We start from the raw sequence: 25,248 nt of genomic DNA, 5'->3' as shown, positions 1-25,248 counted from the left end.
GATCGGCGAGCTGACGACGAGCGCAGAGCGCGGGTGGCTACGCTGAGTGGATCTCACGAATTGGCAAGGTAAACGGCACCTCGACGGCGGATGGGCAAGGAACTCAATGGGTTACGCTACGGAAAGTTTCGGTTCCCGCGAAACGGTTTGGCCTCGAGTTATCTCGAGGCCTTCTTTTTGATCGGGTATCCGAGGCTGCGTGACCGCCGATCACACTCTCAGCCAGGCGAACAGGAGCTTGTAGAAGTTTTCCGCGATCAGCGGTGAATACTGCGAGAGGTGGCGTTTCTGTCCAAACTGTAGATCGGCGTAGTAATAATTCTCCTCGGCGTGCAGGATCTCTTTCACGTCCTCCTCGTCAGCGGTGCTGTACATCAGCGTGCGATGGCCAGTCAAATACTGCTCTTCGGGTTTGACGTGCAGTTTGCAGGCGCCGAAGGAGATTTCCAGCGTGGAGAGTGTTATCGAGTGCGGCTCGCCGAACCGCTCGACGGTTTGTGTCAGCGAACGACGGGTAATCTCCAATTGGTCAATGTCCAGTGCGTCGACCCAGTCGATAATCTGTTCGAGCAGTGTCGTCAGCCGGTCCCGCTGCCTGATCAGCTGCTGTGTGAATTCGGTCTGCCGCTGGCGTGATGCCTCGACCTCTTCGCGAATGCGTGCCTTCAATTGCTCGATATCGGCCATGCCTGGAAACCCGTTCTGCTGGAAGATTGCGATCCACCGTATCGATGACCGGCGCCGAGCGCCTTGATCGAGAGCAAGCGGATCAAGGTGGGCAACACGCGAAAACGCCCGCGGAGGCGGGCGTTTTCAACGATGACTGACAGTTGTCAGGCTGCAGGTCTCTCTGCCTGGCTCGCTATCCGGCTCGGCCGGCCGATAGCCTTCAGCGCCTTCTCGAGATCCAGCGTCTTGCACTTGAAAGCAGTGCAGTTGGCGCAGCTTACGTTGGCACCTTCCTCGTGTCTGACGGGCAGATAGAATTGCTGATGGCCGCAGACCGAGCAGGTGAGATCAAGCGTGACCTTGATCATGCGCTGATCCTCTGTGACAGCGGGTGATCGTTCAGCGCCTGGTTCTCGCGCGCCAGTTGCAGAATCAGCGCGCGGCTCTGGTTGAGCGTCTGCAGGTGATAGGCAGGCAGTAGACGCTCCCGGCAATGACCCACGGTATCGAGGAAATCACCGCATTCGCTGCAGTTGATCTCGTCCCAGTCGTCAGCACTGTCGATAGGTGCGATCTGTGCGTGACCGCAACGTGTGCAGGAAATCGTGTGTGGCATGAATCAGCCCTCCTTGGCTGAGATGATCCGAGCGACTGGATCATCCGGCATCCTCGCCGTTTATGACTTTTCGCCATGAGAGGCGACGTGGCTTCCTTGTCACGGTTACCGGCACTCCTTGCCGGCCCGACAATCGAATGTTGGCACATCGGTTTTATCTGTACAAGGGTTGTACCAGTAGGCCGCGCCCAGTCTATTATCTTGTGTTAAGACCTAATCAGTAACATGTTGAAACGCAAGACGCTGAGGGTGTCGGGATTTTTTGAAAATTATTGTAACGGTGCGACCGAGAGTCGCATTCCGCGTCACACCGCGCTCTTACTGACAAGACTCTGTCATCTTTTGTCGAGAAACTGGCGATGCGGGCAAGGGAACTTGCCGCAACCCACGGATGGTAGAGCAGGAGGCTCGGTCAGCGCCAGGACGGCTGCGGAACCGGCGCCTAGCCGTGAGGCTTGGCGCTCTCTTTCCATGGCTTTGCCGCAACCATGGTGGTTGTCATGGTTTGGCCGCCGGTCTTTCCTCACCGGACTTTTGTACCGCGTCTGCTCGATGCGCTTTCGTCATGCCCGGGTGCTAACGGTGACCGATATTGTCGTTAGTGTTCTCGCCGTTGGTATCACTTCCTTGAACGCTGAGTCGTCAGGGCCGCTATGCTGAGCGCACTGTCCTGCCGATTCGGAACCCTCGCATGAGTCCGCTGAGCCAACACAAGGCTTTTATTCTGCTGCTGTCGCTGGTGTCGATCGCCTTCGTCTGGCTATTGCTACCGTTCTACGGTGCCATCCTCTGGGCCGTCATTCTGGCGATTCTATTTCAGCCTATGCATCGACGACTGGAGTCCCGCCTTCACGGCAGACGCAACACGGCTGCGTTCATCAGCGTGATGGCCTGCGTGTTCATCGTCATTATCCCGATGAGCCTGATTTTCATGGGTATGGTGCGCGAGGGCGCCAGCGTCTATCAGCGAATCAACAACGGCGAGATCGACTTCAGTGGCTATATACAAAGCCTGCGCGACTCTCTCCCGCCCACGGTCCAGGACTGGATGGGCACCGCCGGTATCGGCAGTTTCTCCGATCTGAGTAACCGCCTCGCTTCGGCGCTGGAGCAGGGGAGTCAGATCATTGCCACGCACATGCTGAGCATCGGCCAGAACACGCTCCAGTTCCTGGTCAGTACCGGCATCATGCTCTACCTCCTTTTCTTTCTCTTCCGTGACGGGCGTTCGCTGGGTCGGCGGATTCGCGAAGCGGCACCGCTCAGCGATGCCTATACCTACAAACTGACGGACAAGTTCACTGCCGTCGTGAGAGCCACGGTCAAGGGCAACGTGATCATCGCCGTCGTGCAAGGCGCGATTGGCGGCGTGGCGTTCTGGGCGCTGGGTATCGAGGGGGCGCTGCTGTGGGGCGTGATGATGGCCTTTCTTTCCCTGCTGCCGGCGATCGGTTCGGCGATCGTCTGGGTCCCCGTTGCCGCCTATCTACTGCTCAGCGGTGACTATACGCGCGGGCTGATTCTCGTCTTCGTCGGGGTGGTCGTGATCGGCCTGGTCGATAATCTGCTGCGGCCGCCGCTGGTCGGCAAGGAGACCAAGTTGCCGGATTACGTGGTTCTCATCTCGACTGTCGGCGGCATGACGCTGCTCGGTATCAACGGTTTCGTTCTGGGGCCGCTGATCGCCGCACTGTTCATCGTGGCCTGGTCGCTGTTTCGTCACGAGAAGGAGACGGACGATGCCGAGACCTTGCGGCAGACACTCGCTCATCAGGAGGCGCGGACGGATCGGTCGCGAGCCCGTGGCGACGAGTGATCATCCGCCATGACGCGGCTATGCCGATGCCTCGCATGTTGTTAGAATGCTAATTAAATTGGCCTGTGTCGGGTCTTATCGTGACCGACAGGCGATAAACGTTGATGGATGCAAGAGAACAGGGATGTCCGAGTCGAATTCGATGGGGTTGGCGGCGCTCAAATGGTGCAGTGTCGCTGTGGCGACAGGCGTGTTGGCTGGCTGCGCCAGCTATGGCGATATCGAGCCGCATCAGACGCTGACGCCGATCAGCCGACTGAGTGCCGCTCAGGTGATCGGTGACTCGCCGGTCACGCCGGCCGCCTGGCCCCAGCAGAACTGGTGGCGGCAGCTTGGTGACCCCGAGCTGGACTCGCTGGTCAAGGAAGCACTCAGCGACTCGCCCGACATTGCCGTGGCCCAGGCGCGACTTCGCTCCGCCAACGCGGCCATTGCCGCCGCGCGAGCCGGCACGCTGCCGACCGTGGATGCCTCGGCGCAGATATCACGCTCTCGGGTTTCCGAAGTCGACGATCCAATGGGGCAGGGCAACTTCTACTCGACCTCGCGCTCGGCGCTGCTCTCGTTCAATTACGATCTGGATCTCTGGGGCGGCAACCGTGCCGCCTGGGAAGCGGCGCTGGGTTCGGCCCGCGCGCAGGAGATCGAATTCCAGGCGGCAAAGCTGACGCTATCGGTCAACGTGGCACGGGCCTATGTCAGCCTGGCCGATGCCTATGCCATGCGCGATGTCGCACAGCGCCAGCTCGACCGCGCGGAGCGCATCAACGACATCAACGACGAGCTGATGAAAGCGGGGCTCAACAACCAGTCGGACAGCTTACAGTCCCGCGTCACCGTCGCCAATGCGCGGCAATCGCTGGAGTCTGCCGAGCAGTCGATTCGCAGTGAACGCATCTCGCTGGCGATTCTACTCGGCAAGGGTCCGGACCGAGGTCAGGACATTCCCCGACCGGATGCGCTATCGCCCGCGATCCTGGCGTTGCCCAGCGTGATACCGGCCGAATTGATCGGGCACCGTCCGGATGTCGTCGCCGCCCGCTGGCGGGTCGAAGCCGCCTCGCAGCGGATCAAGCAGGCCAAGGCGCAGTTCTACCCCAACATCAACCTGTCGGCGATGGCCGGCTTCAAGTCCGTCCTGGGCGACTATTTCTTCAGCGAGGCGGCCAAGTCCGGCAGCGTGACGCCGGCGATTTCTCTGCCGATCTTCGAAGGCGGCCAACTGCGCGCCAACCTCGACAGTACCGACGCCGACTACGATCTGGCCGTCGCGCAGTACAACCAGACCATCGTCTCCGCCCTGGGCGAAGTCGCCGACGACATCACCACGCTGCAGTCGGTCAACCAGCAGCGTCAGAGTCAACAGCAGGCCGTGGACAACGCGCGTGGCGCTTACCAGCTCTCCGAGGAGCGCTATCGCGCCGGGCTCGCGGACTATCTCCAGGTACTCAGCAGCGAACAGCAGCTGCTGACCGCCGAGCAGAGCCTCACGCAGTTGAACAGTCAGCGGCTGGACCGCTCCGTACAGTTGGTCCAGGCGCTCGGCGGTGGGCTCTCGCTCGACCCGACCGTGCCTCACCGCAGCAGCGGCTTCCCTGACGCGCCCAACCCGTCAGCCCCCACCGTGGTGGACAGCCCGGAGCGCTGAGCAGCGGCAACGCCTCAGGCTGGCTCGTGGGTGGCGTGCTCGGGGATGTCGGCCGCTGGCGGATGGGCGAGGGTTTCCAGCAGATTCGCCAGCGGCATCGGGCGCGCGTAGAGAAAGCCCTGCAGATAGCGCACACCATGGCGGGTCAGATAGTCGCGCTGTGCCGTCGTTTCGACACCCTCGGCGACGGTATCCAGTTCCAGCCGGCTGGATAGCGTCAATATGGTATCCAGCAGATGCTGCGATAGCGCGTCGTCGTCGGTCATCTGGACGAAACTGCGGTCGATCTTCAGATAGTCGACGCGGAACTGGCGTAGATAGGCCAGGCTCGCGTTGCCGGTGCCGAAATCGTCCAGTGCGATGCGCACGCCGAGCTGATGAAGCTGCGCGAAGAGATGATCGGTATGCTCGCTTCGCACCAGCAATTCTCGTTCGGTCAGCTCCAGGACCAGCGCAATCTGTCCGCCGGGGAAGCGCGACAGGAAATCCCGGCAGTCGTCGATGAGGGCCGAGCCGTTGCAGTGCTCGGCTGAGACATTGATGCCAATGTGGAAATCGCTCGGCAGCGCTTCGACATGAGGAGTGAGCTCTCGGCCGACCTGCTGCATCAGCTCGCGAGTCATCTCCACGATCAGCCCGCCGCGTTCAGCCAGCGGCACGAACTGGTCCGGCGGGATCATTCCCTCGCTAGGGTGATCCCAGCGCATCAGCACTTCGACACCTTTCCAGCGCCGCGCGCCGTGATCCACGATCGGCTGATAGAACGGTCGAAACTCGCCCTCGCGCAGTGCTCGGCGCATCTCGCGAAGCGGCGAATTGCGCCGCTGCCTCAACCTGTTCGTGGCCAGGCCGCAAATGCCGCCGAGCGCCACGATGAGCACGAAGGTTGGCGTGAAATGACGCCAGATGAAGTGCCAGGCGCCGTTCGCCGGTAGCGCCGCCGTGATCGAGAACGGATAGTGCGAGGAGGTTTCCACGGCCAGCAGCGAGGAGGCGTCTCGCGGACGCACCCGGCTGGTGGTGCCATTGGCGCTCAGTCGCGTTTCGCCGATGCGCAGCGTCAGCGGCACGGGTTGGCTGGCCAGCTGCAGGGCATTGCTCAGATACTGACTATCGATGCCGGCCAGCACGCTCCCCGCGGGTGTCGCATGGCGCAGAATCAGCACGGCGCGTGCTGGCGTGACCCGGTTACCTATCATCAGTCTCAGCGTGCCACCGGTGTAGGTAGTCAACTGCTCCTGTTCATGGGTGTCGCCGCGCAGCGAAGTACAGTAGATAGTGCCGTTCTGCACGAGATTGAGCGAGCGCACGTAGGGCGTCGCCATGCTGCGCTGTCGCAGCGGCAGCACCGCATCCTCGCAGCGAGCGCCAACCCAGCTGGCCACGCTTTCGGTCGCGGTATGCGCATAATCGAAGATCTGCTCGATCTTGGTCAGTGTTTCGTCGACGTTGTCCTGCGCCTGGCGCTTCAAGGTCTGCGAGGCCTGCCAGTAGAGGAAAGGAAGGCCCAGCAGCAGCGGGATCAGCGCTGCCAGCCAGGGCAGCAGGGCGTGAAAGGGTCGCCGCCGCCGGCGCAATTGAGGTAGAGGCATGTCGTCGGCCTGGTCATCGGTGCGTCACGGATATCACGTCTCGCTAATGCAGGCCAGCGCCGTCGCGCAAAAGCGTCAGGCCTTCAGCTGCGGCGCGCGCGCCGGCTCAGATCGACACCCGGCGGCACGTATTCGTGGTTGTCCCGCGGCAGCGAGCTGATTATGATAGGCGCCGCCTGGCCGGTGTAGCTCAGTCGGCAGAGCAACGCATTCGTAATGCGTAGGTCGGAGGTTCGAATCCTCTCACCGGCACCAGGCACATCAAGGGCTGTAGCCCGATTTCCTCCTGAAACACTTCCTTTTTATCCAGTATTTGGCACACTCGCGGTACATCTCCGCAGGTAGAGCCATGGCTACGTTTCAAAAACGCTCGGGTTCGTGGCGAGCGATCGTCCGCAAGAAAGGCTATCCCCAGCTCAGCGCCACGTTTGATACGAAGGCCCAAGCCGAACGGTGGGCAAAGCAGATCGAGACCGAGATGAGCCAGGCACGGTTCGTCGACACGCGCGAGGCTGATGCACTCACGATTGGCGATGCGCTCGGTCGATATGAGCGCGAGATCTCAGTCCACAAGAAGAGCTATCGGAACGAGCGGTCGCGGCTCGCGATCCTCGCGCGAGATCTTGGTCGGTTCACGCTGTCGACGCTTCGCTCATCAGATGTCGCGCTGTATCGCGACCAGCGTCTCGAGGTTGCGTCAGGTTCGACGGTCCGCCGTGATCTGGCGTTGCTATCGCACCTCTACACTATCGCGATCAAGGAGTGGGGTATGCCGGTCGACAATCCGTGCGCGAAGATTCGCAAGCCGAAACTGAACAAGGACCGAGAGCGCCGCGTAACGGATGATGAGCTGGCCGGGCTTATGGAGGCAGCAGGCGCGCTTCACGGCGAGATGCCGCGATTGATAACGCTGGCCGTCGAGAGCGGCATGCGGCGGGGCGAGCTGATAGGGCTGAAACGGTCGGACGTGCGGGGGAGCGTAGCCTACCTGGCCGAGACGAAGAATGGCACGAGCCGGGCGGTACCGTTATCGCGGGCTGCTCGAGCAGCGATTGCCGAGTTACCCGCTCGAATGGATGGCCAGCTCTTCTCGCTGCGACCGGACACGGTGACGCATTACTTTGAGAAGAGCTGTGCAAGCGCTGGAGTGGCGGGGCTTCGTTTCCACGACCTGCGGCATGAGGCCACGTCGCGGCTGTTTGAGAAGGGCCTGAACATCATGGAAGTTGCGGCAATTACCGGCCACAAGGATCTCCGGATGCTCAGGCGATATACCCACCTCAACCCCTCAGCGCTCGCGGAGAAGCTGGGGTAGCGCGAGGTCGGCCAGGGCGCCGGCGCGGCTCTGCTGGCACTGTCGCCTCCTCGGCATCCAGGTTCTCGAGCCAGTCCATTACTCGCGAGCGTTTCCACGCCCAAAGGCGCCCGATCTTGAACCTGCCCGGCGGCAGTGCGTCGCTCTCCCGCTTGATGAGGTTGGTAACCGCCTGCTGGGATTTGCCCATCAGCTGCGCCACGTCCGACGCGTAGAGGATCTCTGCCTGGTGATGTCTCATCATGAGGGGGCTCCTTGTTCTTTTGGACGGCGAGCTCGCCATCGATTGAAGCGGTTCTGTATCAGCCGGAACGTCGCGCCGGCTTGCTGGTTGGTATCGAGCTCCGATCGGCTGCCGACTTGGCAGGCCTTGCGGAGCCAGTCGCCGGCGTCCTGTTCGGTGTGTGTGCCGTCCGGCACGTCCGCGCTGAATCTGACGCGGGCGCGGCGGTCGAGGTAGAGCCGGAACACCGGGTCGCGGCACAGGATGCCCGCGGCGCGGGCGTGATGATTGCCAGCCATCGTTCAGCTCTCAGTACTGATACCGGCCCGGCATCGCCGGGTGCGGATCGGTGATGGTCATGTCCGCCGTCTCGGCGCGATCGGTCGCATGGATCTCGATCACCTCAATGCGAGGCATGATGCGAGAGGCCAGCGCGATTCCGGCCTGAAGAGCAACGCCGATCGCGAGGGCGAAGATCAGCAGGGCAGCGATATTTGTCAGGCGTTTGATGCGTTCACCGAACATGGCGCCCCCTGGCTTCACGGATGGATTGACACTCGACGCAGGTCCGGGTCCACGGCGCGGCCTTGCGGCGCGCGGCAGGGATCTCGGCGCCGCAGTCCTCGCATTCGGGATCGGTGGTCACGCCGGTCGGAAGGCGATGGCGGGCGAGCGCAGTATTCAGGTGGTGCTCGATGACGTTGCCGGCGTTGTCCGCGAGATCAGCCATGGTTGAGCTCCTCCACCTGCTGGCTGTCGCGATAGGCGCAGCGATGGTTGGTGACGGCCTTGCGCAGGGCTTCCTCGCTGTCGAACGCGATGACCATGGCGTAGCGGTGATGTGTCTCGCCGGCATTACGCGTCAGCACGGCGACCTCGCCGGCGTCCTGTAGCGTGCCGCGCGGTACCGCGCGATCGGTGTGTTGCTGGGTTTGCATCGTCTCTCCTTCAGCGCCTGCGTGGCGCGGTTGTTGTCAGATCCCTTCCGGGAAAAATTCCCCGGCGCCCGCCCAGGGCGCCGGCGGGGGTACGGGGTAGCCGCGTTCGGCCAATAGGCGCCGGCCGGCTTCGTCGTGCTCGAGCCGCTGGCGTGTCTGTTCCTGGATCAAGCGGGTTTCCTCGGCGACCGACTCCATCTCGGCGCGGACTTCCTCGCTGGCGCGCCACTCCTTGAAGCGCTTTACCTGCTCGGCGAGCGTTTCCGGGTCCGGCTCGGTCGGGGTGATGAGGCGGCGGACGTGGGTCCGCGTACAGTTATTGACACAAGTCCAAGGGTCGGCGGCTTCGCCGCCTCCCGAAAAACCGCCTGCCGCGACGCCGCGCCTGGGCCGAACTTCCCAGCGATACAGGCGTGTGAGGTACTCCGCCGTGCGGCCCTTGTGGTCCTTCACTACCAGCCCCTTGGGGACGGTGATCTCGTCGCCGTAGCGGCCGCGCTGGATGAGCCCGCGATTGATCTCGCCGGTGGCGTGGCTGAATCCGTCGCCCTCGCTGTCGAGCCGGTAGGCGGGAATCGACCACGGCTTGATCGGCTGCTCCTTGCGCGGCGTGTTCGGCCCGCCCATGAGTCGCACGAACTGGTCCCAATGACCGCCGAGGGCCGCGTCGCGGATCTGGTGCAGAATGCTGGCGATGGAGGTGCGTGGTTTGGTGGCTTCTTCCCAGCGCTTGAGCTCGTCTTCCTGCTTCTCGGTGAGGCGGCGCACTTCTCGCCAGACGGTGACGCTCGGCAGGCCGAGAAACTGGAACTGTCGAATGCCCCACGTCGCCGCCCATGCTTCGATGCGCGGGGCGGTATCGGCGAGATCGTGGCCGTAGCTGTCGAGGTGATCGCCCTCGACCCCGGCCCTAGCGAACTGCTCGCCGTTGATGTTCTTCGAGATGTACTTCGCCACGTAGCCGGCGGCGGTGCCGCGCTTCGGGTCGATCCGCTCCACCTTGAATCGCGCGGTGGTGCGGGCGCCGAATCGGTCGTAGAGCTCCTCGGGGGATTCCGCCTCGGCGTAGCCCCGCAGGGTCTCCGTTACGGCCTCGACGTGGTCCGGCTGTGCCCATACCAGCAGATGCCAGTGGGGCGTTCCGTCGTGGTGTGGCTCAACGACGCGAATGCCGTAGATGCCAAGGCCATCGCGGGCCAGTGACGCGCGCGCCTGTGCCCACAGCTTTTGTAGGTGCTGCTGGGCGTCTCTCGGCGTGCTGCCGTCATATTTCGGGTTGCGCTTCGAGCTCCCTGCCAGCACCGCGTGGAAGCGGCTCGGCGTGGTCAGCGTGAAAAACAGGCCGACGTGGCCGAGGCGAGTGGCCTCGACTTCCGTATCGCGGATGCGCAGCATCAGCTCCGCCCGACGATGGTCCGGGTTGGCGAGCCCCAGCTCGGCGAGTTCGGCGAGAGTGTAGGTCTGGTCGTTCTGGTTGATCGCCTCGATGGTTTCCAGCAGAGCGCGGTTGCGTACCTTCTGGCTGCGACGGCGCTCCAGCGTGAGATCACTGCAGTAGATACCCGCGCGTTTATGCACGCGGCGAGCCTCCCGCATGACCTGCTCGATACGACGGCCTGTGATGCGGCGCAGCTTGCGGCGCCACCACTTGTCACACCCCAGCCGCGCGATCTGCTCGGCGCGCTTGGCCTTCGGGCTCGGCGGGGTGATGCCGTGCAGGCGGGCGCGCTCGCGGGCCTGAGACAGCGCCATTTCATCGGCGACCGCGATGGTCATGATCGGCGCGCGCTCCCAGCGGAAGACGGCGAGCAGCGGGATGCTTGGCGCCGGCGGCGTCAGCGGGTTGGGTGCCCGAGCGATCATCAGCGCCATGTGACGAGCCTTCGCCGAGACCGTCTCACCCTGCGGCGCGGGCAGCCGGCGAGAAGGCGGCAGCAGGCCAAGACGCAGCCGGCGGTTGTGGTTGGCGATGTTGCCGATCAGCTTGTTGCGCACGTCCTCGACGCCCAACGCCTGCGCCCTGGCGTAGTCCACGAGGACATCGTCATCGTGTGTCGCGTTGAGCGAGCCGACCGTCAGGCGTTTCTCGACATCGGCCAGCCAGACACACCCGGCCTTCAGGCCCTCGATGGTGGTGTCGCCCTGGCGGCGGATCTCGACAAACGCCCGACGTAGATCGTTCGCGATGAACTCGAAACGGCGGAAGATGTGCTCTGGCTCGATCAATGCGGCCGTTTGACGCCTCAGCCACTGGTTACCGTTGGCGTTGCCGTGGCGGCGAGCAATGGTGACGAACCCGGCAGCCAGCGGCTCGGCCAGTGATGGCAGGCGATCGAAGAACGCCTGCCGCCACCGGTGGCATTCCGGCGTGCCAAACGTGAGGGACTGTTCCTGCGCGCTCACTTCGCACCCCGCTCGATCAGATCCAGCCAGTGCAGAACGGCGCGGGTGTCACCATCGCTTAGCGCGCGGCGGGCGTTGGCGGCGAGCTCCCGGCTCGGGTGAGGGCGGCCGCTCTCTTCCAGGCGGTTCTGGAGCTGCTGGGCGTAGCGGCTCATGCGGCCGATCGCGGCGCGGATGGCATCGCGGTCGCACTTGGCCATGTGTTCGACACTTCGCGTGGCATCGCGCGGTTCCATGCGGGCGCTGGCCAGCACGGTCTTGCGTTCCGGCGTTGCCAGCTCGGTCCACAGCTCGGCGAGATCCCTGTCTTCGGTGCGGGCGTGAAGCTCGGCGCGCAGGGCGCCGAAGCCCGCGCGGCCATCCGGTTGGACGACCGACAGGTGCGGTTGAGTCTTGGCGAGGGGTTGGGCGGCAGCCATGATCACCTCCGGATTACTGCAGCGGGCGCTGGTTGACGGTGCGCAGCGCGCCCCGGTCTCGGGCGAACTCACGAGCGGCGAGTAGATCGCCAACGGTGAACGGGATCGGCACGCCGCCGGCTGTGCGCAGCACGACGACATCGGTAGTGCTGACATCGAGGTCGAGCCATGCCACCTGATTGAGCGATTCCAGCTCCGCGCTGGCGTGAATGGCGGCGAGCTCGGCGGATGACTCGCTCATCGCGTTCTCGCTCATGAGGAACAGCGTGCAATGCTCGAGCGCGCTGGCCCGGTCCAGCCCCTTGCAATAACGCAGCAGATAGCCGGTGGCGGCGTTTTTCGGGTCGAGTTGAGGCGCCCGGCCGGCCATGCGGCCAGCGGGTAGGGTTGCCAGTGTCATTGGCTTGCTCCGGTCGGTTAGTTGGCTTCGGGTAGCAGTTGGGCCAGCAGCGATCTACGCGCGTGCGGCGTGATGGGAAGATCGACTTCGGGGTTGGGTATCAGGCTCGGGGTCAGCGTGTCGGTGAAGACGTAGCGGAACTTGCCGCGCCAGCCGCATTCGAGGTTCTGGCACTCGATAGCGCCCTCGCGAAAGACGGGCGTGATCTGCGCCGAGTAGCGGATGCGAGCGACGCTGCCGCAGTGCGGGCAGGTGTTGCGTGGTCGCGCCTGATCGGTCAACGCGTTTCTCCCTCGACGGCGTAAATGGCTCTTCCCCGGCCCGTGAGTGACTGGGTTCCCTTGCGCAGACGGCAGCGCAGCAGAAACTCCGCAGCCTGCTCTCTGCTCGACAGACCCTGTTGCTGGCGAACTTCCTCGAGCGTCTGCTCCAGTGGTTCATCGATATCGATGGTCTGTTCGGGCATGGGCACCTCGTTTTGCACGGTGGATGTGGTGCTGGTTGCGGCGCTGGTCTCAGGACGCCTGAGCGGTGACACTGTGAGTGCCGTTGCCGCGATCGATGCCGAGGGTTTCCTGGGCTTCCTTCATCAGCATCTGGCGCATCACTTCGGCCTTGGAAACGCCGAGGTAGTTGGCCATGGCGGTGATGATGTCGGCCTCGTACTGATCGAGGTAAACGGTGCAGCGCTGACGAATGCGTTTCGGGTCCTGGTACATGGCAGCGATTCCTTTTGCAGATCAGGCGGAGGCGCTGTCTTGCCGATAGTGGGCAAGCCCGCGCAGGAAAATGATGCGAGCCATCGCGGCAGCGGAACGGACTTCCTCACCGGCGATTCGCTCCAGCTCGCCTCGCTCGGCGGGCATCAATCGCATGGCGACCGGTTTCTCGACGCCGCGCGGACTGCGGGTAGGTTTCGACGGCTTGGGGTCCATGGGGTAAGCTCCGGGTTAGTGTCACGCTAAGTCGCTAAGTGCAATCAGAATGGAACCGAACGGTATCCATGTCAAGAGGTGATATACCGAATGGGGACGCCGGGCGATCGCTTGCGCGAGCAAAGAGACCGATTGGGGCATAGTCAGACCAGCTTTGGTGAGCTGGTCGGTGTCACCAAGAAAACGCAGATGCTTTACGAAAGTAATCAAAGGCTTCCGAAGTCTGATTACCTGATCGCCGCAGCCGAACACGGCGTCGATATTCAGTATGTTTTGACCGGAGAAGTTACCGGTAAGACTGGGGATTCCGGAGAGTTCGGTATACCGAACGGTTCTCTTCAAGGGACGTTACCCGTGCCGATGTACGACATAGAGGCCGCAGCGGGGGCGGGTCGCCTGTTTGACGCGGAGATGATCGAGTCGACGTTCTACCTGCCGGTCGAGTTGTTCCAGGCGGATGCCGTGGATCCGGCCCAGGTGGTCGGGGTGACCGCGCGTGGGGATTCCATGGGCGACACGATCCGCGACCACGAGCAGGTGCTGGTGAACCGCGCGCGCCGAACGCCAGACGGCGTTTTCCTACTCCGTATGGGCGATGAATTACGACTAAAGCGCGTGCAGCGCGTCGCCGGCGGGGCGTGGATACTGATCAGTGACAATCCGGCCTATGAGCGGGAGCTGGTGCAGCCCGAGGACGTGGAGATCATTGGGCAGGCGTGGCGGAAGGTGGGTAGGGTTTTTTGAGCGGAGATTTACATTTCTACAAAAACAGATTTATGGGTCTACAACGAATCGACAATCCATAAACTGATTATCGGGCGAAGACCCGGGTACGAGGGGGCAGTATGACATCCTTCATTTCTAGCGTGTCGATTGATAACTATAGATCTTTTTCTCAAGAGTGCCGTGTTGCACTAGGCCCGCTTTCGTCGCTGGTTGGGTACAACAATGCTGGTAAATCTAATATCCTAAATGCGATCGAGTGGTTAGTTTCTAACGGCTCTTTAAGTGAACAGGACTTCAATAAAAAAGATTCTGCCGTAGTGGTTTTTGCTGAGATAAAGAATATTTCAAATCAGTCGCTTGCAAGGCTGGGAGATACACATCGTAGAAGGGTTGAAAAGTATATTAACCAAGAAAAGCTCTTGATAAAAAGGAGTCAAGAGGAACCCGGTACTAAGGCTACAGCCAATAAGCTTGCCTTGTATAATCCAGAAGAAGAGATTTGGGACGAAAATCCTAGTGGCATTGATGCCGCTATCAAGAGGCTGTTTCCAGACGTTATTCGTATAAATGCAATGGATGACGCTGCAGCGGATGCGTCTAAAGCCAAGACCTCTTCTACCATTGGTAAGTTGCTCAAGGAGGTGTCAGGCTCAATAATAGATCGGCATCAGCAGGAAGTTGATAGCTCTTTGGGAGTGGTGCGGGGACAGCTATCTGCAGAGGGAGTGGACCGCTTTGCAGCTTTAAATGAAATTGATGAAAGGATGAATGCGAGCGTTGCTAGCTTTTTTCCAAGAGTAAGTGTCAAGTTGGATATACCAGTCCCAGATATGGAAGAACTTTTCGGGTCTGGCACTATCAAGATTTATGAGGATGACGCCGAGATAGGTCGGCCAATTCAGTATTATGGACACGGGTCACAAAGGTCCGTTCAAATGGCTTTGATTAAGCTGCTAGCTGATATTCGTGCATCCTCTCAAAACGAAGACAATCCGGCACCGAGATTGCTTTTGATAGATGAGCCCGAGCTTTATCTTCATCCATTTGCTATAGATGTTTTGTTCGAAGCATTTAAGATACTGGCGGAGTCAGGTTACCAAGTTGTCTATTCGACGCACTCCGGTCAACTGATTGACAAGTCAATCGCTCCATCAGTTGTATTAGTTAGGAAGTCTGCAGATCTTGGTACTTACGTTCGCAAGCCTCTAACTGAGGCGGTGCATGAGGTTGTTAATAAGCCCGAACATCTGCAAGAAGTGATTTATTCATTGAGCCAAGCTACTCAGATTTTTTTCTCTGAAAAAGTCTTAGTAGTAGAGGGGAAAACTGAGCAGCGCCTTATCCCTTTGTTATACCGGTTTTTTAACGGGAAAGTGCTTGGTGTTAATCACATAGGTATTACTGGTCTAGCGGGGAAGGATCTTATTCCAAAAGCGCATAGAGTCTTAAGTGCCATGGATATCCCATCCAAATTTGTGGCCGATTTAGACTTCGCTTTTAAGCTGGCAAGTGCAAGCGAGTTTCTAAGCTCGGAGGACGTTAGCTACAAAGCGCTTCTTGCCATTTTAAAAGATTTGGAAACGCGTGGCTCGATACTGCTGGATGATAAAGGACATCCCAAAAGCAAAAAAGCGCCCTGCACGGCGGAGGAAGCTTATCACATTCTTGCTACAACTGACGGTGCGTCAGAGCACATTGAGCGCATTCATGACAAGCTTTTGGAATATAATATCTGGGTTTGGCCACTAGGCTCGATTGAACACCATATTGGAAACGATAGTAAAGACGAACTGGGCCTGATTCGCTATATGGAAAAATTAAGGACGCACGGGGTAGAAGCGACCTGTCCTGATCCAGGTGGAATATGTCGTTTCATATCTTGGATAGACGAGAAATAGTTCTATTTATGTGTAGCCGCTTCTCCCTATACAGCACCTACCCCTGATTCGCTCACCGCATCGGCGAGCTTCGCATCGATGATCCGCCGGCGCCACGCCATAAACGTGGCGCCGTGCGATGCAGTGGTCCACACTTTAGACCACTGCGTCTATAGTTGATCACTTCCCGGTGATACTCATCGCAAAGCCGAATAGCACTGCAAAAATCGCGACAACACCGAACCCCCCATAGATCCACATCAGCACCAAGCGCAGCCACCGGGGAGATTGCGCAATCGCCTGGCGTCGATCGGGGCGATTATTGAAGTTTCGAGCTGCTGCGCGGGGAAAGGCCCTCGACATCAGCATCAGGCCGTAGCGGCCCATACGCGCGAACGATACTGGGTAGCCCTTGAAGAGGATCTCGTCTTTCTGTGTGAAGCAGGAGAAGTGGTCGTCGGCTTTATTGATCAGAAGGGGGGCGAGAATGATACTGATCAGGCCCAGCAGGAAAGCCAGCCCTCCGAAGAACGCGCAACCGAATGCAAAAATGATTTCCCACGACGAGTGAGCGACGTTCATTTCGCCTTCACTCTGTCAGTTTCATTAAGCCCACAAACACCAGCGTCAACGCGCACAGCGGCATCAAGGGGGCGTAGATCCACTTGGTGACGCCTTTTATCCATGCTGGTGCCGACTCGACTGCTGCAACCCTATCTGGTCGGCCTTCGAACACACGCTTCTGATACCACTGCCTGAGGAGCAGCAAGCGTCCATATGTGGCCAGTCTCCCAATCGACACAGGCCATCCCTTGAAGAGTGATTCGCTTTTCGGCAAGAGCACTGACAGCGCATTGTCGGCTCTGTCGATGATAATGGGCGCCAGCAGCAGCCCTGCTACGGCCAATAGAAATGTCATGACGCCGCAAATTGCACCGCAGATCACGAGAATTTCCCACAGATTAAAGTCGGTCACTTGGTTCCCTTGGAATCACCATCGCCATAGATGACTTCATAGATACTGGCACCAACATAGCGGCCTGCGGGGCCGCCCACTTCCGCACCCCCTATATAGGCACCGGCGCCACCTGCACCGATCGTGGCAATCGTGCAGGTAAGCCTGCCCACGGGATGTAAGCCTACTGCAAGACAAACACTGTTTGCAGCAAGCCTTGAACCTGCCTGAGCCCCAGCAGCCGCGAAGCCGGTTCGTCCAGCGAAGGCACCATATTCCTCAAACTGTACCTGCCGACATGACTTGTTGGATGCAACGTCGTTGCAAGCGTTCTGGATAGTGAGGTCCGTCGATGCGTAGTCGAGCGCGATCAGCACATAATTGGTCATATCAAGCGTGCCAGCCCATTTCCCGGCTTCGCGAATGCCTTCCCCAACTGTTGGTATCCCGTTTTTTCTGAAGCCCTCAAGTGCCTGGGTGACGCTGTGCAGGATCTTGTCTCCCTTCACGCCAATTTTGGCCTTGAGATCCCGAGCTTCTTCGGCGAGATCGAAAGGCTGGTCCATGAATTTTTGGGCGGGAGCAATGATTCGGGTCAGAGCCTGATCCACGTTCTTCGCCCCTTTCTCCCATAGAGACGCCAAATCATCCAGCGCATCGGCGGATGCCGATTTAAGAGGATCAAGTGCCGCGGTGATTACACCTCCGACGGTGGATGCGGTACCCATTGCGTCAGCGGCTTGTTCGCTGATGCTGGCCTGTCGTTCTGCATCAGCGGGCGCGGCCTTCTCGTTCGCGATCTCCATCATCGCGCCCCAGTTGTCGATCATCACCTGGGCCTGCGCGGGCTTGAGCTGCTGGACGGTCTGCTGAGCGAGCCGGGCCTGATCCTGCAGCGTTTGCTCCTCGGCCATGCACATCTGGTTCTCGGGGTCGCTGAGGACAATCAGCGAGCCGGGTAATACGTAGTCCGGCAGGTGGGTATTGAGCCGCTCGAACATGGCGTCGACTTCGGCAGAGGGCGAGGGGAGTAGATCCTGCTTGATCTGGTCGCGATAGCCAGCCTCGCGGACGACGTGGAACCCCGGAGCGATCTTCGATTGGCTCTCTTTCTCGGCAGTCTCGTTGCTCATGACCTTGCCGGCTGCCGCCGCGGCCGGCGAGAACGCGGGCTGGGGAACCGGAGGGCTCTTCGCCTCCTCGGTGCCGATCATGTGGGTTCCACTCATCGAGGAGACGAGCGCGGCGCCGCAGGAGGTGTGGCAGCCATGGAAGGCAACCTGCTTGCCGTTGATCCGCAGTGTGGGGTGGCCTTCGACGATGGTGCAGATGCTGCCATGGCCATCCTTGGGGCAGGTTACCTTGTCACCGACGACTGCTACCGGCTTGCCGTGGACCACGTAGTTCTGCTGACCGGTGATTACCTTGCCGCCGTGGCTGGTGGCGTCCCCCAGACGGATCATACCGTCGCCGGGCTTGAACATTAGGCTCCCCTTATTTGAATCGCTATCGGCGAGTCTATTACAAGCCAGGAGCCAGCCTCAAAGCGCGGCATGCCGCAGGCTGGGGCAATGGTCGATTTCCTACGCGAGCATCCGACATCGGCTCTCTCATTGCCATCCGCACCCGCTTGGATTTCTCTTTTAACTGTTTGGATATACAGTGATATTGTGTTTCACAGAAGAACCATGAGAAAGGGTGTGAGCGAGCAATGCAGGTGCAGTACTTGGGACCACTGATGATGGGGCTGGGACATCCGGCGCTTTTTGGTTACGACCTCGCGCGCTTTCCGGCGAGCTGCTTCGCGGTCGAGCTGGGCGAGGAAGCCGGTTTCGAAGGGTCGTTGATCGAAGGCGATGTGCTCATTGCCGACGAGAGCCGGATGGTCAGCAATGATGACCTGGCGATCGCGAAGCTGGAGGGCCGGCATTTGGTGGCCCGGGTGTGGCGCATCGGTGGCCGGCTGCGCCTGATACCGTTGCATGGCCGGGAGGCTGTATTTGTCCGCGATGATGTGTTGCTGGGCGTGGTGGTGAGCCAGGCGAGACGGTATGTGATGTAGGGCGTTAAGAGTCCGTTAGGCTGTCCCCTATGCTTCCATAGAGGAGGGACCGCCAGGTTACATACTACGTCTCTAACTCATAGACAGCGCCGTGCACCGACAGGATTAGAGATAGAGGTTGCTGTAGCGCACGCAGCGTCTTAGTATTTCACAGTGTGACGGAGTGATTGACTACTGGTTCACCCCTTCGTAGACTGGCGCAAGCGCCAGTCTACGAAGGGGTGAACCAAGTAGAATTTGGTCAACTCATTGATTTTTCGGTGATTTCTATGGTTTCCCAAGTGAGTCTTGAGCATCGTGATTGCTTTGTCCTGCGGATGCAGGAGAAAGAACGTTTGCGGAAACAGGAACTACGGCAGGATGCTAGCTCCGCGAGTAGCAGCTCATATTTTCATGGTGCTCGTGAGCATGCCCGCGTTGTGCGCCGAGGTAGTGTTGCAAAAATTGGCTGAGAAAATGGATGTCGGCTAGAGAACAGCTTGATGTAGCTTTGGAACTGATATCTGAGTTGGCGCCTGAAGATCAATGTCGCCTGGTCCTGATAGGGGGCCAGGCGATTTCTTTTTGGGCGCACTTTCTATTCGGTGATGGCACGTTTACCGTGCGAGAAGATCAGGTGCTGACATCTTCGGATTTGGATATTGTCACTGACGATGAAGAAAGCATAAAGATCCTTGCAAGATCGTGGAACGGGGCTGCTAGATTTTCAGAACTCGGCGACCACACGCCAAATCGAGCGCTAATCCAGGTACCGCACACGTCCTTATCAGCTGGCTATAATTATACAGTTGATGTGATGGGAGACGTTTACGGCGCCACTGCAAAAGAGTTAGTAAAGTCCTCGGCTGAAATTGAATGGGATTATCGAGGTACACCTATTCGCTTCCGAGTGGTCTCTCCCGAAATGCTGTTGTGGACACGCATTGCCAATGTAGGCTATGGCCGAATGGGGGCCGCAAAAAATAGAAGAGATATCGAACGTGCGAAAGTATTATGCCGAATAGTGCATGAAGATATCATGCAGCATGCCTACGAGATCGCGAGTGCATGTAATGTCGATGCTAAGAAAGAGATAAAGCGGCAGATTTATCGCCGAGCGGCTTTTGTCTATCGAGATATCGCGAAGAGAAAAATTACGCGAAAAGTTTTTGCAGACTTCCCGGAAATTATTGGCTCTTACGATCAGTCCATTCCGAAAACAGATTTTTTAAGTCATGAGCTTTATTCACGGGCGATTCCTGGATGGAGTGGCTGGCTACACCGTAAAGTCCATACGATATGGCAGCACCGCGAACACAGGGCAAAAGAAAAGCGTCAGTAGGCATTTCACACCTCGCAGTTTTTCATCTTAGGGGTTTTCTAAAACCTCTTGACGTTGCGTTTCGAACTGGAGGCTACTGATGTAGCCGTTATCACCTATGTCGTGGCGCACTTCGGTGAGTAACCACTCGGTCTCTTCGATCGCGCGCTTCCACCCGACGCATCGTGCCGGCGTCTCTGGGTAGATGTCTGGCCGCCCCTCCGCGAGTGTCAGGCCAAATTCAGAGATACCTCGTTGCAGGCGTTGCCACTCGGCCTTGGCAGCGGCGAGGGCGTCTTCCTTGCTTGCATAGATGGGTCGCAGGCGCTTGGGATTTTCGTCGGACCCCGCGATGACGTCGCGACGCTCGGCACCGTCGGTATCGTGCCATGCGGCGATGACGCCGGAGTAGCTGTCGCGGTCGGTCACGCTGTAGCGGTGTCGGTCGCCGTCCTCCCGGCGAATGATGATCGGCGGGATCTCGAGGCCACTGGCCGTGGTCGACTGGCCGGCGCGGATGAACAGCAGATTCCCCGCTTTCACCGTGGCGATGGCGTCATGTCGCTCGGCCAGACGGGTCAGGAAGTTGATATCGCTTTCGTCGGTCTGATCAATGTGCGCGATGCTGACAGTATCCAGTTCGCGCGAGATGCAGGGATTGAGGCCGTGACGCTTGGCGAGCGTGGTCACGATGTCGCCGAGCGTGGTGCGGTGCCAGCTTTGCGTACGCTTTACCGGAAACTGTCCGCGAAAGTCGGCGCTACTGGCGCGGATGGAAAGTCGATCCGGTGCGCCGGAATGCTCGACCTCATCCACGATAAACGTCCCCCGGTCGGTGAGCGGCTCACCGACCCAGCCGATGGCGACGTGGATCTCGACGCCGCGACGGGGGAGGGCGAGCTGGCCGTCGTCATCGGTCAGCTCAAGGTCGAGCTGGTCGGCCTCAAGGCCGCGGCGATCCGTCAGCGTCAGCCGCTGCAGCCGGCCACGAAGGCGCGGGGTGACCTGCTCGCCACCGATGGCGAGGCGATAATCAGGCGTGCGAGCCGGGCGACCGACGTTGCTCATGACGGCGCCCCGGTGACCGCGCGTAGGGCCGCGCCGGAGATGGTGCCCAGGCGCTCGCGTTGGTCGTCATCGATGCGTGAGAGCGATAGCGAGAACGTGATGTGCGAGGCGGCGCCGTCGCGGAAGTGCCGGTCGCTGCCCTCGTCCATCGAGTCCATGGTGAACAGCCCGTACATGCGGCCGGTGCCCTCGATCAGCGGCCACGCGGCTCCTTGTTCGCCCATGGCGCGGAGCTGATCGAGATTCGCCTGGCCACCGGTGAACTCGGGGTAGAGCTCGCCGGCGAGGGTGATCCTGTCGGTACCGGGGCCGAGGAACTGGATCGCGGGACGTTTGCCGATCCGCGACAGGCTGGAGTTTCGCCACTGCGTCTGGCGCCTGAAGTCTTGATAGGCGGCGGTCGATAACGAGAAAACGAACATGCCATAAACCATCATCATAATGGGAACCTCGAATGCTGGGTCGGATACTCAACTGCAAGCCAGTTCTAAGCTGGAAAGCGACGTTCGTTTTCTTCTTCTTCTGCCTTGGTATCGTGCTGATTGCCGATTTTGGGGGAGACCGGGAGTATGTGGTTCGCCTTGCGAGGTCAAACACACTGGAACCTTTCTTCCTACTGATCGGTGCGGTGTTCGGCTTCCTTTTGCGTGATCCGAGCGACGAGCATGCGCAGGATGCGTTCGTGTTTGCGATCCTCGCGGTGTTCTTGGCCTTCCTGCTCGCGCCGCTTTCGAATCTCAAGAGTGATTCCACATGGTTTCTTGCTGCAGGGCTCTTCTCGGCGCTGCTCGCGTCACTTATCAATACGCTCGCGTTCATCCTCCAAGCCCTCAGAGCTCAAATACGCGCGAAGAGAATTCAGGCCTCCAAGCCACCGCAATTCATCCGCACCAAACCTCCTCGCTATCACTGATCAATCGTTGTCGTAGAGATTGCGCCGGGTGCGAGATGCAGAGGCGCGCTCGGCTTCTGCCAGCGCCCGCTGAACCTCGGCAGCGACGTAACGTGCCAGCGCCTGCTCGTCCATGCCCGGAGCGGGGTGGACGTTGATGTCGCCGATGGTGATCTGGACGTCTCCACCCGCCTGCGCGGCGACGGGCGGGCGAGTATCCACCGGGATGCCGCGACCGGCATCGATGGCTGGCATGGCGGCAACGGGTAGCGCGGCGGCACCGAGGGCGATTCCGGCGCCGGCGTGGGTGACACGCCTGGCGATCTCGGCAACTCGCTTCACCGGTTCGTCCCGCTTCTGGTCCAGCCCCTGATTGAACCCCTCGACGGTGTGACCGCCGATCTCACGGAATGCGCGAGACGGCGAGTTGATCCGAAGCAGCTCGCGCGCTTTTTGGATGGCGCCGTCGGCCATGTCGCCCGCGCGATCCGCGACGGCTGACGCGCCGCTCTTGATGCCTTCGCCGAGGCCGGCCGCAACGTCCTTGCCTGCGCTCCACATGCGTGATGGCAGCGATTTGATGTAGGCGATCGCTTCGTCCCATTTCTGCTCGAGCTGGCCCATCAGATCCCAGTCGCCGATGAGATCCTCCACGTAGCCGATGGCTTTGCCGGGTGCCTGCTTGAACCAGTCCCAGAGCCGAGTGATGCCCTTCCACGCCGCGCCCAGGCCGTTGACGATAGCGTCGCCTAGGGTAGCGATGCTGTCCGGCACCTCGACGCCCAGCTTACGCAGAATGGCGATGATGCCCTTGTAGACGAGGCCGAGCGGGTTCCAGTTGAGCAGCAGGCGCATTACGCCGCCGACGCCTTCATCGAACGCCGCTTTGACGTCGCGCCAGCGATCAGCGAAGAACGCGGAGATGCCATCCCAGTTGCGATAGATCAGATACGCGGCGCCGGCGATGGCGGTAACGGCGAGGCCAATCGGGTTGAGCAGGAATGCCCGACCGACCACGGCAACGATGCGGCCGAGCCACTTCAGCGACCCGCCAAGTGCCGTGATGCCACCCCTGGCGAGTTTGCCGAGCATCGACTCGGCGCCCTTGGCGCGCAAGCCGAGCATCTCGAGTGCCCAGCGCGAGGCGGCGAAGGGGCCGAGCAGTGAAGCGATGACGAGCGTCAGCCCGCCGCAGATCGCGACGAGCGCGGCGATAGCGGCGGTGGCCTTGATGATGATCGAGACCAGCTCGGGGTTATCTTTCATCCATCCCACCGCGGCATCGCTGACGTCGATGATCTGGTCGCGGACGTCGCGCAGGACGCGGATCAACTCACCGGAAAGCGCGCGCTGCACACGCTTCAATGCTGACATGGCGTTGTCGCCGAGCGCGTCAGCCATCTTGTCTACGGTGCCGGTGACGTCGCCTAGCCCCTCGCCGGTGCCGGCCAGTCCCTTGAGGAATCTCGGGATCTGGTCGACGGAGAGATCCTCGATGGGCGTGCCGAACAGGGCGATAGCGGTGTTGGCGCGCTTGGCTGGATCCTCGATCGCGAGAATGGCTTGGGCGGTTTGCCGTAGGGCATCGCGTGCCGAGGTGCCGCCGCTGGCGATGGCATCGGACATGGCCTGGGCGTTCAGCCCCACCGATTCATAGGCGGATACGCTGGCCTTGCTCATGTCCGAGCCGCGAATCGTGAATTCCTTCAGCGCGTCGCCGGTCTTGTCGAGAGCGAACTTGCCCTGGCCGGCTGCGTCGACGAGCAGGCCCATTGCCCGCTTACCGTCAAAGCCCAGCGCGCGGAAGTTGGTCGAATACTCGTGCAGGATCTCGGGTAGCTCGTCGCGCATCTCGACGGAGACGCGCTGGAAGCCGGCACCGAGCAGATCCATGGCGGCGTTGGCATCCTTGGCCAGCCCGTTCCTGACCATGAGCTGGGCAGTCTGGACCGACTCGGCGACGTCGGTACCGAAGACATCCGAAAGGGTTAGCGCGCGCCGAGTGAGATCGGTCAGGCCGGTTCGGCCGATATCGTCCAGCGAGCCGAAGGCCGCGGCGACGGCCGCGACGCCCTCGGTGACCTGCTGCATGTCCGCGCCACGGCCGGCGCCGTAGACTTCGGCGATGACGTCCTGATAGTCGAGCCCGAGATCGCTCGATTCGCCAAACTGTGCGGCGAGCTTTGCCCCGGACGCTTCGGCGCTGAGTGCCTGGGCGCTCAGGGCAAAGACGCCGCCACCGCCGACGCCAATGCCGGTCATGCCGGCGCTGCGCATGCCATTGGAGCGCCCGATGGTGCGGTGGTATCGATCCGTCGCTTCGGTCGCGGCCTTCTGCCGGCGTGCCACCTCGCGCAGTTCGCGTTGCTGCTGTTGGATCTGATCGTTGGTGCGTCGGATCCTGCGCTGAAGCTCGGCCTGCTGGTCGCTGTAGCTGCCGGTCACGCCATCGACGCGGGTCATGCTCGAGCGTAGGTCGCGCAGGCGGCGCTGCTCATCCTTGTAGCGGCGGGAAAGCGTGCGTGCCTGTTTGATGGCCTGCTTTCGTTTGCGTCCGAGCGCCTGGGTATCGGCGCCGGCTTCGTTCATCCGGCGGGAGAGATCGCGGATCTCGTCCTGTTGCTGTTTCAGCGCGCGGCCGCTTTCCTGCGACTGCTGCTTGAGTTCGCGGAACCCGCGCATGTCTTTTTGCGCGCGTTCGAGCGTCTTGAGCTGCTCGCGGTTTTCCCGCAGCGCGTCGGTGGTGTGGCCGGTGCCCTTGGCAATCTTCTTGAGCGGCTTGGTCACCTTGTCGATGGCGCGGAGCATGACGTCGAGTTTCAGATCTCCGGCCATCGGTGGGCGTCCTATCGTTGCGGGGTTGTCCTGGGGGGCTCGTGGCGGAGGCGGGCGCGCTCTCGCCACTCGGTCAGTTCCTCGAGCGGCATGTCGTCCATGTCGCTCGGTGTCCAGTGGAACACCATGGCGAGGTCCGCCATGGCGTCATCGACGCGATCGGGGAGCGCTATTCGCTCGCTTCCTCGCGGTACTTCCGTGGCAGCAAAAAACCGGTGACGGCACCGCCGAGCTGGAAGAGATCCGCCGGATCGATGTCGCGCAGTTCGGTCTCGGAGAGCGCGGGCTCGGTGATGCGTGGCAGCACCTTGTTGAGGGCGGTCACTTCCATCTGCAGTACGTCGGTCAGTGAGACGCCACGCAGGGCACCGGAGCGCGGCTTGCGCACGGTGATCTCGCTGACGCTATTGCTACCGCGCTTGAGCGGGTAATCGAGCGTGATGATGGTCTCGTTCGGATTCTTGGCGGCTTCCTGTTCGGCGGCCGTGTCGGTGATGTCGGCGGTGGTGGTCTTCTCGGTCATGTTGTCGCTCCAGGTTCAGGGGTAAGCCCAACCGTC

Annotated in this window: 32 protein-coding genes and 1 tRNA gene; 9 read left to right on the top strand and 24 right to left on the bottom strand. The window is 60.6% G+C overall.

All coding sequences use genetic code 11. The features are described 5' to 3' along the window. Nucleotides 1-210: 210 nt before the first annotated feature. From IE125_RS17880 to IE125_RS17870, 3 genes are all read right to left on the bottom strand, one after another. Nucleotides 211-687 (bottom strand): hypothetical protein, encoded by a 477-nt coding sequence (locus tag IE125_RS17880; RefSeq protein ID WP_189446034.1) that lies wholly within the window; start codon nucleotides 685-687, stop codon nucleotides 211-213. 146 nt (nucleotides 688-833) lie between these two features. After that, nucleotides 834-1,037: a hypothetical protein gene (locus IE125_RS17875; protein WP_189446033.1), complete on the bottom strand. Its 204-nt coding sequence runs from the start codon at nucleotides 1,035-1,037 to the stop codon at nucleotides 834-836. Then, nucleotides 1,034-1,285, bottom strand: a complete 252-nt coding sequence (locus IE125_RS17870; RefSeq protein WP_189446032.1) for a hypothetical protein — start codon at nucleotides 1,283-1,285, stop codon at nucleotides 1,034-1,036. The genes IE125_RS17875 and IE125_RS17870 overlap by 4 nt, the downstream gene beginning before the upstream one ends. Nucleotides 1,286-1,976: 691 nt before the next feature. Between IE125_RS17870 and IE125_RS17865 the strand changes: the two genes are divergently transcribed. Further along, nucleotides 1,977-3,101, top strand: coding sequence for an AI-2E family transporter (locus IE125_RS17865; protein ID WP_189446031.1), 1,125 nt, complete (start codon nucleotides 1,977-1,979; stop codon nucleotides 3,099-3,101). Between the two features lie 124 nt (nucleotides 3,102-3,225). Continuing rightward, nucleotides 3,226-4,749 carry an efflux transporter outer membrane subunit gene (locus IE125_RS17860; RefSeq protein WP_229809197.1) on the top strand — a complete coding sequence of 508 codons (1,524 nt, stop codon included), beginning with the start codon at nucleotides 3,226-3,228 and terminating at the stop codon, nucleotides 4,747-4,749. A 14-nt stretch (nucleotides 4,750-4,763) separates the two neighbouring features. Here the strand turns inward: IE125_RS17860 and IE125_RS17855 are convergent, their stop codons facing one another. Then, on the bottom strand, nucleotides 4,764-6,341 hold the full coding sequence (locus tag IE125_RS17855; RefSeq protein ID WP_189446030.1) for an EAL domain-containing protein: 1,578 nt from the start codon (nucleotides 6,339-6,341) through the stop codon (nucleotides 4,764-4,766). A gap of 179 nt (nucleotides 6,342-6,520) precedes the next feature. On the opposite strand from IE125_RS17855, the gene IE125_RS17850 reads away from it, so the two are divergent. Further along, a tRNA-Thr gene (locus tag IE125_RS17850) sits at nucleotides 6,521-6,596 on the top strand. A 94-nt stretch (nucleotides 6,597-6,690) separates the two neighbouring features. Continuing rightward, nucleotides 6,691-7,656, top strand: coding sequence for a tyrosine-type recombinase/integrase (locus tag IE125_RS17845; protein ID WP_189446029.1), 966 nt, complete (start codon nucleotides 6,691-6,693; stop codon nucleotides 7,654-7,656). Here IE125_RS17845 and IE125_RS17840 read toward each other — a convergent pair. The 12 genes from IE125_RS17840 to IE125_RS17785 are packed head-to-tail and all read right to left on the bottom strand — an operon-like array spanning nucleotide 7,622 to nucleotide 12,974. Continuing rightward, on the bottom strand, nucleotides 7,622-7,900 hold the full coding sequence (locus IE125_RS17840; RefSeq protein WP_189446028.1) for a helix-turn-helix transcriptional regulator: 279 nt from the start codon (nucleotides 7,898-7,900) through the stop codon (nucleotides 7,622-7,624). The genes IE125_RS17845 and IE125_RS17840 overlap by 35 nt on opposite strands. Continuing rightward, the gene (locus IE125_RS17835) at nucleotides 7,897-8,178 is read right to left on the bottom strand and encodes a hypothetical protein (RefSeq protein WP_189446027.1); all 282 of its coding nucleotides are present in this window, start codon (nucleotides 8,176-8,178) and stop codon (nucleotides 7,897-7,899) included. Before IE125_RS17835 ends, IE125_RS17840 begins: the two co-directional genes overlap by 4 nt. Nucleotides 8,179-8,188: 10 nt before the next feature. Then, a complete protein-coding gene (locus IE125_RS17830; protein WP_189446026.1) occupies nucleotides 8,189-8,404 on the bottom strand; it encodes a hypothetical protein in 216 nt (71 codons plus the stop codon). Then, nucleotides 8,394-8,609 carry a TraR/DksA C4-type zinc finger protein gene (locus tag IE125_RS17825; protein WP_189446025.1) on the bottom strand — a complete coding sequence of 72 codons (216 nt, stop codon included), beginning with the start codon at nucleotides 8,607-8,609 and terminating at the stop codon, nucleotides 8,394-8,396. Before IE125_RS17825 ends, IE125_RS17830 begins: the two co-directional genes overlap by 11 nt. Continuing rightward, nucleotides 8,602-8,817 carry a hypothetical protein gene (locus IE125_RS17820; RefSeq protein WP_189446024.1) on the bottom strand — a complete coding sequence of 72 codons (216 nt, stop codon included), beginning with the start codon at nucleotides 8,815-8,817 and terminating at the stop codon, nucleotides 8,602-8,604. Before IE125_RS17820 ends, IE125_RS17825 begins: the two co-directional genes overlap by 8 nt. A gap of 36 nt (nucleotides 8,818-8,853) precedes the next feature. Beyond that, nucleotides 8,854-11,220, bottom strand: a complete 2,367-nt coding sequence (locus tag IE125_RS17815) for a replication endonuclease (RefSeq protein ID WP_189446023.1) — start codon at nucleotides 11,218-11,220, stop codon at nucleotides 8,854-8,856. Beyond that, nucleotides 11,217-11,639 carry a hypothetical protein gene (locus tag IE125_RS17810; RefSeq protein WP_189446022.1) on the bottom strand — a complete coding sequence of 141 codons (423 nt, stop codon included), beginning with the start codon at nucleotides 11,637-11,639 and terminating at the stop codon, nucleotides 11,217-11,219. Before IE125_RS17810 ends, IE125_RS17815 begins: the two co-directional genes overlap by 4 nt. Before the next feature lie 13 nt (nucleotides 11,640-11,652). After that, nucleotides 11,653-12,039: a hypothetical protein gene (locus IE125_RS17805; protein ID WP_189446021.1), complete on the bottom strand. Its 387-nt coding sequence runs from the start codon at nucleotides 12,037-12,039 to the stop codon at nucleotides 11,653-11,655. Between the two features lie 17 nt (nucleotides 12,040-12,056). Continuing rightward, nucleotides 12,057-12,320: an Ogr/Delta-like zinc finger protein gene (locus IE125_RS17800; RefSeq protein WP_189446020.1), complete on the bottom strand. Its 264-nt coding sequence runs from the start codon at nucleotides 12,318-12,320 to the stop codon at nucleotides 12,057-12,059. Then, on the bottom strand, nucleotides 12,317-12,505 hold the full coding sequence (locus tag IE125_RS17795; protein ID WP_189446019.1) for a hypothetical protein: 189 nt from the start codon (nucleotides 12,503-12,505) through the stop codon (nucleotides 12,317-12,319). Before IE125_RS17795 ends, IE125_RS17800 begins: the two co-directional genes overlap by 4 nt. A 49-nt stretch (nucleotides 12,506-12,554) precedes the next feature. Then, a complete protein-coding gene (locus IE125_RS17790; protein ID WP_189446018.1) occupies nucleotides 12,555-12,758 on the bottom strand; it encodes a ribbon-helix-helix domain-containing protein in 204 nt (67 codons plus the stop codon). Between the two features lie 21 nt (nucleotides 12,759-12,779). Beyond that, on the bottom strand, nucleotides 12,780-12,974 hold the full coding sequence (locus tag IE125_RS17785; protein WP_189446017.1) for a hypothetical protein: 195 nt from the start codon (nucleotides 12,972-12,974) through the stop codon (nucleotides 12,780-12,782). Between the two features lie 111 nt (nucleotides 12,975-13,085). Here IE125_RS17785 and IE125_RS17780 point away from each other — a divergent pair, with 111 nt between their 5' ends. Next, nucleotides 13,086-13,718: an XRE family transcriptional regulator gene (locus tag IE125_RS17780; protein WP_189446016.1), complete on the top strand. Its 633-nt coding sequence runs from the start codon at nucleotides 13,086-13,088 to the stop codon at nucleotides 13,716-13,718. Nucleotides 13,719-13,819: 101 nt separating this feature from the next. Further along, nucleotides 13,820-15,598, top strand: a complete 1,779-nt coding sequence (locus IE125_RS17775; RefSeq protein ID WP_189446015.1) for an ATP-dependent nuclease — start codon at nucleotides 13,820-13,822, stop codon at nucleotides 15,596-15,598. 159 nt (nucleotides 15,599-15,757) lie between these two features. Here IE125_RS17775 and IE125_RS17770 read toward each other — a convergent pair whose 3' ends face one another. Genes IE125_RS17770 through IE125_RS17760 form a run of 3 tightly spaced genes read right to left on the bottom strand, consistent with a single transcriptional unit; the run spans nucleotide 15,758 to nucleotide 18,016 of the window. Further along, the gene (locus tag IE125_RS17770; RefSeq protein ID WP_189446014.1) at nucleotides 15,758-16,159 is read right to left on the bottom strand and encodes a hypothetical protein; all 402 of its coding nucleotides are present in this window, start codon (nucleotides 16,157-16,159) and stop codon (nucleotides 15,758-15,760) included. A 7-nt stretch (nucleotides 16,160-16,166) separates the two neighbouring features. Then, nucleotides 16,167-16,553, bottom strand: a complete 387-nt coding sequence (locus tag IE125_RS17765) for a hypothetical protein (protein WP_189446013.1) — start codon at nucleotides 16,551-16,553, stop codon at nucleotides 16,167-16,169. After that, complete coding sequence (locus IE125_RS17760; protein WP_189446012.1) at nucleotides 16,550-18,016, bottom strand: PAAR domain-containing protein; 1,467 nt, start codon at nucleotides 18,014-18,016, stop codon at nucleotides 16,550-16,552. Before IE125_RS17760 ends, IE125_RS17765 begins: the two co-directional genes overlap by 4 nt. 227 nt (nucleotides 18,017-18,243) lie before the next feature. Between IE125_RS17760 and IE125_RS17755 the strand changes: the two genes are divergently transcribed. Then, the gene (locus IE125_RS17755; RefSeq protein ID WP_189446011.1) at nucleotides 18,244-18,594 is read left to right on the top strand and encodes a LexA family protein; all 351 of its coding nucleotides are present in this window, start codon (nucleotides 18,244-18,246) and stop codon (nucleotides 18,592-18,594) included. A gap of 460 nt (nucleotides 18,595-19,054) precedes the next feature. Next, complete coding sequence (locus IE125_RS17750; protein ID WP_189446010.1) at nucleotides 19,055-19,915, top strand: hypothetical protein; 861 nt, start codon at nucleotides 19,055-19,057, stop codon at nucleotides 19,913-19,915. A 27-nt stretch (nucleotides 19,916-19,942) separates the two neighbouring features. Here IE125_RS17750 and IE125_RS17745 read toward each other — a convergent pair whose 3' ends face one another. Together IE125_RS17745 and IE125_RS17740 are read right to left on the bottom strand one after the other, a co-directional pair. Beyond that, nucleotides 19,943-20,962, bottom strand: a complete 1,020-nt coding sequence (locus tag IE125_RS17745; RefSeq protein ID WP_189446009.1) for a phage late control D family protein — start codon at nucleotides 20,960-20,962, stop codon at nucleotides 19,943-19,945. Further along, entirely contained in the window at nucleotides 20,959-21,402 is a 444-nt protein-coding gene (locus tag IE125_RS17740) for a phage tail protein (protein ID WP_189446008.1), read from the bottom strand. Before IE125_RS17740 ends, IE125_RS17745 begins: the two co-directional genes overlap by 4 nt. A gap of 14 nt (nucleotides 21,403-21,416) precedes the next feature. Between IE125_RS17740 and IE125_RS17735 the strand changes: the two genes are divergently transcribed. After that, nucleotides 21,417-21,875 carry a hypothetical protein gene (locus tag IE125_RS17735; RefSeq protein ID WP_189446007.1) on the top strand — a complete coding sequence of 153 codons (459 nt, stop codon included), beginning with the start codon at nucleotides 21,417-21,419 and terminating at the stop codon, nucleotides 21,873-21,875. On the opposite strand, the gene IE125_RS17730 is transcribed toward IE125_RS17735, so the two are convergent. The 3 genes from IE125_RS17730 to IE125_RS17720 are packed head-to-tail and all read right to left on the bottom strand — an operon-like array spanning nucleotide 21,876 to nucleotide 25,212. After that, entirely contained in the window at nucleotides 21,876-24,689 is a 2,814-nt protein-coding gene (locus IE125_RS17730) for a phage tail tape measure protein (RefSeq protein WP_189446006.1), read from the bottom strand. It abuts the gene before it with no gap. Nucleotides 24,690-24,700: 11 nt separating this feature from the next. Continuing rightward, complete coding sequence (locus tag IE125_RS17725; protein ID WP_189446005.1) at nucleotides 24,701-24,832, bottom strand: GpE family phage tail protein; 132 nt, start codon at nucleotides 24,830-24,832, stop codon at nucleotides 24,701-24,703. A 26-nt stretch (nucleotides 24,833-24,858) separates the two neighbouring features. Continuing rightward, nucleotides 24,859-25,212, bottom strand: coding sequence for a phage tail assembly protein (locus IE125_RS17720; RefSeq protein ID WP_189446004.1), 354 nt, complete (start codon nucleotides 25,210-25,212; stop codon nucleotides 24,859-24,861). Nucleotides 25,213-25,248: the final 36 nt, after the last annotated feature.

Source organism: Salinicola rhizosphaerae (assembly GCF_014652715.1).
Taxonomy (GTDB): Bacteria; Pseudomonadota; Gammaproteobacteria; order Pseudomonadales; family Halomonadaceae; genus Salinicola; species Salinicola rhizosphaerae.
Note: the sequence above shows the minus strand (reverse complement) of the source record. Positions and strands in the feature narration are given on the sequence as shown.